The organism is Halomonas cerina, assembly GCF_014192215.1.
Lineage (GTDB): Bacteria > Pseudomonadota > Gammaproteobacteria > Pseudomonadales > Halomonadaceae > Halomonas > Halomonas cerina.
Map to the genome: position 1 here is coordinate 185384 of NZ_JACHXP010000009.1, position 7822 is coordinate 193205.

At 60.7% G+C, this 7822-nt stretch carries 7 protein-coding genes; 1 reads left to right on the forward strand and 6 read right to left on the reverse strand.

Annotated elements, in window-relative coordinates:
• Window position 1 precedes the first annotated feature (1 nt).
• The 6 genes from FHR94_RS10890 to cuyA all read right to left on the reverse strand — a co-directional run bounded on the left by FHR94_RS10890 (window position 2) and on the right by cuyA (window position 6594).
• Window positions 2-1282, reverse strand: a complete 1281-nt coding sequence (locus FHR94_RS10890) for a TRAP transporter large permease (RefSeq protein WP_183325743.1) — start codon at window positions 1280-1282, stop codon at window positions 2-4.
• A gap of 5 nt (window positions 1283-1287) precedes the next feature.
• Window positions 1288-1848 (reverse strand): TRAP transporter small permease subunit, encoded by a 561-nt coding sequence (locus FHR94_RS10895; protein ID WP_183325744.1) that lies wholly within the window; start codon window positions 1846-1848, stop codon window positions 1288-1290.
• A gap of 78 nt (window positions 1849-1926) precedes the next feature.
• Window positions 1927-2910, reverse strand: coding sequence for a TRAP transporter substrate-binding protein (locus tag FHR94_RS10900; RefSeq protein WP_183325745.1), 984 nt, complete (start codon window positions 2908-2910; stop codon window positions 1927-1929).
• 31 nt (window positions 2911-2941) lie between these two features.
• Window positions 2942-4150, reverse strand: a complete 1209-nt coding sequence (locus FHR94_RS10905; RefSeq protein ID WP_183325746.1) for a DegT/DnrJ/EryC1/StrS family aminotransferase — start codon at window positions 4148-4150, stop codon at window positions 2942-2944.
• Between the two features lie 10 nt (window positions 4151-4160).
• Window positions 4161-5477 (reverse strand): histidinol dehydrogenase, encoded by a 1317-nt coding sequence (gene hisD, locus FHR94_RS10910; protein WP_183325747.1) that lies wholly within the window; start codon window positions 5475-5477, stop codon window positions 4161-4163.
• A gap of 103 nt (window positions 5478-5580) precedes the next feature.
• On the reverse strand, window positions 5581-6594 hold the full coding sequence (gene cuyA, locus FHR94_RS10915) for a D-cysteate sulfo-lyase (RefSeq protein WP_183325748.1): 1014 nt from the start codon (window positions 6592-6594) through the stop codon (window positions 5581-5583).
• A 213-nt stretch (window positions 6595-6807) separates the two neighbouring features.
• On the opposite strand from cuyA, the gene FHR94_RS10920 reads away from it, so the two are divergent.
• The gene (locus FHR94_RS10920; RefSeq protein ID WP_183325749.1) at window positions 6808-7713 is read left to right on the forward strand and encodes a LysR family transcriptional regulator; all 906 of its coding nucleotides are present in this window, start codon (window positions 6808-6810) and stop codon (window positions 7711-7713) included.
• The last annotated feature ends 109 nt before the right edge of the window (window positions 7714-7822 follow it).

The following is a 7822-nucleotide window of genomic DNA, read 5'->3' on the forward strand; positions in this document are numbered from 1 at the left end:
ATCAGAAGCCAAGCAGTTCTGGCATCCACAGAGAAATCTGGGGAAAGAACGCCAGCAGCAATACGATCACCACCATGGACCCGACTAGCGGCAGCGCTCGAACCGAGATGCGTTCGATGGAGACATTGGCGATACTGGAGCTGATGAACATGTTTTCACCCAGCGGTGGTGTAGAAAACCCAATACCCAGGCTAACGACCAACACGATGCCAAAGTGAATGGGATCGACACCGAGCTCCACCATGACGGGAAGCAGCACCGGGGTAACGATCATGATGGTAGCGAGAATCTCGATAAACATGCCCACAATCAGCAGGAAACCAATCACCAGGATCCAAACCAGCCAGAGGCTATCGGTCACCTGGAGGATCCCCTGAGCGATCATGGCCGGGATGTGATTCTCGACCAGGATTCGACCGAAGGCGGTGGCGGTGAACATGATGATGAGCACTCGCCCGGTCAGCCAAGTGGTATTCTGGAAGGCCTCACTGAGCCCCCGCAGCGACGATTCCTTGTGAATAAAGATCCCGACGAAGAGGGCATAGAAGATGGAGACTACCGCGGCTTCCGTCGGCGTGAACATTCCAGAATAGATACCGCCCAGGATTACCACCGGCGCCATAAGCGACCAGAACCCGTCCTTCAGGACCTTAATGATACGTTTCCAGTCGTAACCCATGCCTTCGGTCTGATAGCCATTGCGTTTAGCGGTGATGTAGTTGGCCACCATCAGCCCCATGCCGAGCATGACACCCGGGATCACCCCTGCGATGAACAGCGCCGAGATGGATTCATTGGCGGTGACGCCGTAAATCACCAGCGGCATGCTGGGGGGAATCACAACGCCGAGGCCCCCGGCAGTAGCGGTGATCGCCGCGGGATAGCTACGACCGTAGCCTCGCTCGATCATTGCCGGAATCACCAGCATTCCGACGGCGGCCGTCGTCGCAGGCCCGGAGCCGGAAATGGCGCCAAAGAACATGCAGGCCATTACCGCGGCCGCACCCAGCCCACCGGCTGCCGGTCCAGCCAACTCTTCGGCGATGTAGATCAAGCGGCGGGCAATGCCTGCATCCCCCATCAAGGCGCCCGCAAGAATAAACGAGGGAAGCGCCATGAGGGGAAAGGAGTTGATGGCGGAGAAAGCCAGCTCGATCAACGAGCTGATGTCATCCCCGCTCATGACGTAAACCGCCATTGAGGCAACCCCGAGAGCCACCACAATAGGAGCGCCGAAAAGCAGCAGCGCCCCGAACATGGAAAACAGAACCGTTGCAGCCATGGTGCTTACCCCTGTGATTTGTTCGAGGAGGAATCTCCGGTAGCGTTGGAGTCCCCTTCGGTAATCTTGCTGACTTCTTGATGCTCCACGTCGCCCGGCTCAATGCCCTTGACCAATTTCAGGTACTGGACTTGCAAAACTCGAAAGGCCATCAGCACGAAAGCGATGGGAAACACGAAGTAGACGTAGGCCAGGGACCAGCCAAGGGCCGGAGAGTCATACGGGAATTCCAGCAGCAGGCCAATCAGATCCAGACTCTTCCATGCCAGCACCAGACAGAACCCCACCCAGACCAGGTCGACCAGCAGCAACAACGTATTGGCGACGCGTTTTGGCATCAAGTTGATGTGAATCTGCAAGCGGTTATGGGCACTCAGATGAGCCGCATGGGCGGCGCCCAGGAAGACGAACCAGACGAAGGCATAACGGGCCAACTCCTCGATCCATGCCATGCCGATGCCAAGCGTCACCCGCATGACCACCTGAACGAACAGCAGTACGACGAATACCCCGAGCAGGAAGCGGCAGGCGTAGTCTTCGATATGATTGAGCAGCTTTGCTAACACGAAAGCCTCCTTCCCCGATGGAGGGGTGAATAAAGAGGACTCGGCCGGGCGACTATCCATCGCCCGGCCTGGTCTCACTCAGTGACCCAATGCCTGTTGCATTTCCTCGAAGGCTTCCTTACCGCCGATCTCATCGTAGAACTCCGGCCAGACCTCTTCCTTGGCAATGCGGATCCATTCCTCCTCGTCTTCCAGGGTCGAGACCTCGACACCTTCTGCTTCCATGGCGGCGCGTGCCTTGGAGGCCTCGGTCAACTGGAATTGCAGCGCATAGAGCTGAGCCTCGAGGCCGGCCCGATCGATAATCGCGCGCTCCTCATCGCTCAGCTTCTCGTAGGTCCTGACCCCCATCACGATGGGCTGCAGCGAGTATTGGTAGTGCAACTCGGTGAGGTAATCCTGCACTTCGTGGAACTTCATCGTGTAGTTGACGATGTAGGGGTTGTCCTGGCCGTCGATCACGCCCTGCTGGAGGCCAGTAAACACCTCGGGCCAGGACATGCTGATCGGGCTGGCCCCCCAGGCCTTGTAGGTGGCCAGCATCAGCTCGTTCTGCGGCACTCGCACCTTGAGCCCCTCGATATCCTCGAGCGTGGTCACGGGCCGCTCCGAGTTGGTGAGGTGGCGGAAGTTGGAATACAGCCAACTGACGATGTGCACGCCGGCTTCCTCTTCGGCGATGGCATTCCAGCGATCGGCGAGAGAACCGGTGGTAGCCCTGACCGCATCGGCATGGCTGCGGATCGCGTAGGGCATGGTCAGAGCACCAAGACGCGGCGCATAGGGCGTCAGGTTGCCCACACCGACAAGCGCAAAGTCGAGCTTACCGATGCGGGTATCCTGGATCATGCCCGTCTCGGAACCAAGCTGGCCACCGGGGAAAAGCTCGACCTGCATCTCACCGTCGGAGAGCTGTTCGACCAGCTCCTCGAAACGCTGGGCCAGTGCGCCCTGGTCGGACTCCATCGGGTCTCCCATGCCGACCTTGAAGGTCTCAGCCTGTGCCGCCTGCGCGGTCAAGGTGGCGAGGATAGCGCTGGTTAATAGAGTTTTCTTGAACATTGTTATCTCTCCAATCTGCATAGGGTTGGTACTACATGGCGTCGGTCTTGCCCGTTGCCTGATCCATGGCGTCGCCCATCAGCTGGACGATGTCGTCACAGTCCCTTTCGTCAAACGTTAATGGCAGTCGAAGATCGCAAAGCGTGGCCAACACACGGTCAGCGTTCGGCAGGGGACGAGTGACCTCGAGATACCCCCAGCTGTCGTACCGACTGGTGTAATCCTCCGGCTGTGGCTTGCCGTACCACTTGAGCGGAATGCCGCGAGCTTCACAGCCTGCGACGAACCGAGCGATCTGGTCGTGGGTGAGTGACGGCAGCCGGAACTGGATCGAACTGCCAACGAAGTCTTCTTTCTCGTGACGGGGGATGGGCTGGACCAGCGCCATGTCAGCCAGTCCAGTCTCCAGGCGACGATAGAGCGCATTCCAGCGCTCCTTGCGCGACGCGAGCTCGGCCAGCTGCGGGCGCAGGATCGCCGCCCTCAGGTTGTCCATCCGTCCGCTCATGTTGGGTGTCACCAGCCGCGTCTTGCCGAAGGATTCGGCCTCCGGCACCGCCAGATGACGGTCATAGAGCATGTAGGACCCCGACATGATCACCGCCCGGCGCATCACCTCGGGATCCTCCGTGCTCAGCAGGCCGCCCTCGCCGGAGTTGAGATGCTTGTAGGTCTGGGTACTGAAGCAACCCACCTTGCCGAAGGTACCGCTCGGCCTGCCGTCGAAACTGGCCCCCATGGTATGGGCACAATCCTCGATCAAGGTGATGCCATGGGCCTCACACACGGCCATGATGGCGTCCATGTCGCCGATGTGGCCGCGCATGTGCGACAGCATGAAGAAGCGGGCTCCCGTTTCCTGTGCCGCAGCGGCGAGGTCATCGGGATCGACGGTGGTATCCTCGAGAATGTCCACCAGCACGGCCTCGCCACCCGTCGCATGGATGCTGCCCGGCACCGGCGACAGCGTGAAGGCGTTGCACAGCACCGCATCCCCGCGCTTGAGCCCACAGGCCCGCAGCGCCAACTGCAGCGCATAGCCCCCGGAGGCGCAGGCCAGGACGTAGGGAACCCCCAGACGGGCGGCGAACTCCTGCTCCAGTAACGCGGTCTCCCCTTTCTCTCCCTCGACCAGGTTATAGCGATGCAGCCGACCGGTACGCATGACCGCCACCGCGGCCTCGATCGCGGCCTCGGAGATCGGCTCCTGCTGGGTGAAGGATTTCGAGAAACGGCGCATGTGACCTACCTCAATAACGTTGCTGGTGATAGACGGGGAAGTCCCATTGCTCATCGGGGAAGTACTTGGTCAGGCGCCAGTCGCAGGCGCGGGCATGGCCTTCCATCCCTTCGGTGCGGGAAATCCGCGAGCCCACGGCACTGAAGATGCGATTGGCTTCCTCGCTGAGCTGCTGGGTGGTCAACACCTTCATGAACTTGTGCACGTTCAGGCCACCGCTGTAGCGGCCGGCACGTTTGGTCGGCAGGATGTGGTTCGTGCCCGAACACTTATCCCCATGGGTGACGGTGCTGCCCTCGCCGAGGAACAGCGAGCCATAGTTGCTCAGGCGCTCCTTCCACCACTCGAGGTCCTCGCACAGTACCTGCAGGTGCTCGCAGGCGTAGCGATCGCTGACCTCGACGATGTCCTCGCGGCTGTCCCCCACGATCACCTCGCCATGATCGCGCCAGGCGGCATGGATCACGTCGGCATAGGGCATGTCATCGGCGACCTTGGGCACCAGCTCGATGACCTTCCGTCCCAAGGCTTCACTGGTGGTGAACAGCCACACCGGCGAATTGGTGCCGTGCTCGGCCTGGGAGACCAGGTCGATGGCAATGGTCATGGGGTCGGCGGAGTCATCGGCGATGACAGCCGATTCGGTGGGTCCGGCAAAGACATCGATGCCGACCTGCCCGAACAGCAGGCGCTTGGCCTCGGCCACGTAGGCGTTACCCGGGCCGACCAGGATATCGGCCTCGCGCCCGCCGAACAGGCCGAAGGCCATGCTCGCCATGGCGTGCACGCCGCCCATCTCGAGGATCATGTCGGCGCCGGCAACATCGAGGGCATAGACCACGGCCGGGTTGATGCTGTCGCCACGCGGCGGTGAACAAGCCACCACATGGGGCACGCCGGCCGCCTTGGCGGTCGCGACACTCATCAGCGCCGAGGCGGCATGGGCATAGCGGCCGCCGGGGATGTAGCAACCGGCGCAGTCGACCGGCAGCACGCGCTGGCCGAGCAGCACGCCGGGCTCGGTCTCGATCTCGAAGGAGGTCAGGCTGTCGCGCTGCGCCTCGGCGAAGCGGCGGATCTGGCGATGAGCGAAGTCGATGTCGTCCTTTACCGACTGCGGCACGCCGTCGATGAGACACTGACGCTTCTCGTCGCTGAGCACGAAATCGGTGGTCCAGCCGTCGAACTTTTCGGCGTACTCGCGCACTGCCTGTTCACCGCGCTCACGGATATCGTCGAGCATGTCCCTCACCGAGGCGGTGATGCGCTGATCTTCGGCGGCGACGCCCTCGGCGCCCTCCGCGGACTTGAGATGTCGAATTGTCATTGTGCTCTCCGCAATGAAGCTAACGTTCCAGAGCGACTTCGTAATCACCCAGGGCACTTAGCCGCTCAAGGGTATTAACCGCATGGTTCACGGCCGCCCGTGATCAAGCCTGATAATCGGGAAAACCGAAGGCGGCGGGATAGCCGAACAGGGCAACACTACCGCCGGTATGGAGGAACACGACGTTTTCGTTCTTCTTGAAGTGGCCCTTGCGGATCAGATCGATCAGGCCCGCCATCCCCTTGCCGGAGTAGACAGGGTCGAGCAGGATGCCCTCGTGACGCGCCAGGAGCGTCACGGCCTCGATCATGCTCTCGGTCGGGATGCCATAGCCCTCGCCGACATAGTCACAGTTGGCAACCACTTGCTCTCGGGTCACGACACCAGAAAGCCCCAGCTTGGCCTCTGTCTTCTGGGCCAAAGCGAAGACGTTGGCCTCCTGCTTGTCTTGCGGTGCGCGCACGCCGATGCCGAGCACCGGGATACCCGCATTGCAGGCGGCCAACCCTGTCACGAGCCCGGCCTGGGTGCCGGCGCTACCGGTCGCATGTACCAGATGATCGACCTGGAGCCCCATGTCGTTGACTTGAAACAGCAACTCCAGGGCGGCATTGACGTAGCCCAGTGCGCCGATCTCATTGGAGCCGCCGCCGGGGATGAGGTAAGGCTTCTTACCCTCTTTCTTCAGCTTGCCGGCCAGCTCTTCCATCTCGGCCGCCATATCGGCACCACCGGGACGCTTGCTGACGGTGGCCCCGTGTAGCTGGTCGAGGAAGACGTTGCCGTTGTAGTTGTAGGCGGGGTCGTCACTAGCGGTACGATCCTCAAGCAGGATATGGCACTCCAGCCCCAGCTTGCAGGCCGCCGCCACGGTCTGACGGGCGTGGTTCGATTGGGTCGCCCCCTGGGTGATGATGGTGTCGGCGCCTTTCTCCAGGGCATCGGCCATCAGAAACTCGAGCTTGCGGGTCTTGTTGCCCCCCGTGGACAGGCCCGTGCAGTCGTCGCGCTTGATCCACAGGCGCGGTCCTCCCAGCAGGCGGCTCAGGTTATCCATGGGCTCTAGCGGAGTCGGCAAGTGACCAAGACGGACACGGGGAAAGCGGGACAGGTGCATACGAGCCTCCAGGCGAGTAATTTTTTGCATAAGCGTGCTCTCATGACGACCATGGCCAAAATGACGGCGAACCGCAGTTCACCACTGACCGGTCTGGCCTAACGCTAATGCCTAGCGCTTTTCCTGGGCCAATGCCAAGATACTCAGGAGCTGTTAAATTTTTGCATACCGCGCCAGAACCACTGCCTTACGCCATGAGATCGGCAAAATGATATGAAAATAGAGTGGATAGAAGATTTTCTTGCGCTGATCGAAGCAGGCACCTTTTCACAAGCCGCCGAGCTACGGCATGTGACCCAACCGGCCTTCTCGCGCCGCATTCGCCAGTTAGAAGAGTGGCTAGGCGTCGAGCTGATCGACCGCACTTCAGCTCGATTGTCACTCACGGCTCATGCACAGGCCTATGAAGCGCCACTGCGCGACTGGCTGGCCCGTCTCTATGCCATGCGCAGCCGCATACGTGCCGATGCCTTGCATGGTCCACGAGCGATATTGACCACTCAGCACACCTTGACCGTCAGCTATTTGCCTCGGCTTCTGCGTTACTTCCGGCTCCGTGCCCCTGAAGCACGACTGCAAGTGAGATCATCCGATCGCAGTGATTGCATCCGTGACTTCCAGCGAGGAGAGGCGGACTTGCTATTGTGTAGTGAACTGGAGGGCTCCCCCATCTTCACGGATCGGGCAGACATAGAGCGCGTTCCCTTGGGAGCGGAGCAATTGATTCCCGTATGCGCCGCCAATCGACTGGGACATCCTGTGTTCGACCTGGAGAGCGAGACGCGTCTGCCGCTCATCGGCTATGAAGCAGGAAGCTTTCTGGGCAGCGTGCTGGCGACCCCCTACCAGCTCAATCTTCAACGCCGCTATGACATCGAGATCGTGTGTGAGACGGCCTTCACGATTGGCATTCGTGAGCTTTCCCTGGCGGGATTGGGTATCGGTTGGCTTCCACACGGGCTTATCGAGCAAGACCTGGAGGCAGGCAAGCTGGTGTCCCTGGTGGAGTTACTGGGGGGTCCCAAGCTCGTCGTCGCGTGTTACCGACAGCCCAGTGAGGGGGCCTCCACGGCGAACAGGTTATGGCAACTTCTGAACCACCGGCCACCCACTGTGTGAACCCTGTGATCAAGGTCAACTACCTCTCCCTGAAGGGAGAGGCTTGTAAACGCAAGCCAGGTTGACCAGGGAAAGCGGTAAACAACCCGCTACGTTGGCAACAGGTCGC